The sequence below is a fragment of the Sphingobium sp. genome (genome assembly GCF_033795625.1).
Lineage (GTDB): Bacteria > Pseudomonadota > Alphaproteobacteria > Sphingomonadales > Sphingomonadaceae > Sphingobium.
Window position 1 is genome coordinate 1 of record NZ_JARYGI010000106.1, and the last position, 849, is coordinate 849.

The window sequence follows — 849 nt, forward strand, 5'->3', positions numbered from 1 at the left end:
ACATTCATATCTGGGCGGCATCAGCCCACTCGCGTTCGAAGCCAAGGTGGCATAATGAGATAGGTGACCGGCACAAATCCGTTACAAGTCCAGGGATCACCGGCGCCACCATGGAACGCCCTGGCCTTCAGGCCGCTCTGGCTGCGCTAAAGATGGGCAAGGCCAGATTCCTGATCATCGAAGATGTTGACCGTCTCGGCCGCGATCAGGAACATCTCTCTTACATGCGCAAGCTTTTCAACGCGCATGACGTGGTGCTCCACACGGTGGCGGCAGGCCGCATCGATGATCTCACCTTTGCCTTCAAAGGCATCATCGGCGAACAGCAGCGCGCCCGGATCGCCTATACAACGCGTCGCGGTCTCAAGGGCAAGGCGACGCGCGGCGGCGTCACGGGCGGTAAGATCCTCGGCTATGGGAAGGAGGTATTGGGGCTTGATCCTTCTGGCCGTCCGGCGGATCGCCTTGCCATTTGCGACGAGGAAGCCGCCCTCGTCCTGCGCATCTACAAGCTCTATGCCGATGGCTCCAGCCTCAAGGCGATCTGCAACATTCTCAACAAGGAGCGCATCCCCTCTCCCCGTGCCAGGGAAAGTGGAAAATATAACAGCGGCATCTGGGGTACGACCACTTTGTCCGGCAACCCCACGCTCGGGGAGGGCATCCTCAACAACGAAATCTCTATAGGCCGCCGTATCTTCAACCGGCGCAAGTGGGTCGAGATCCCCAACGAGAACCGCGGTTTTACGCGTGTCCCCCGTCTCAACCCCGAAGGCGAATGGGTCATCCGTAACGAGCCCGATCTACGCATCATAGATCAGGACCTGTGGGACAGAGTGAAGAGCCGGC

At 59.4% G+C, this 849-nt stretch carries 1 protein-coding gene; it reads left to right on the forward strand.

Features of this window, described 5'->3' with window-relative positions:
* Positions 1-110: 110 nt before the first annotated feature.
* A partial coding sequence (locus QHC67_RS18820) for a recombinase family protein (RefSeq protein ID WP_319296692.1) occupies positions 111-849 on the forward strand: 739 nt, incomplete at its 3' end.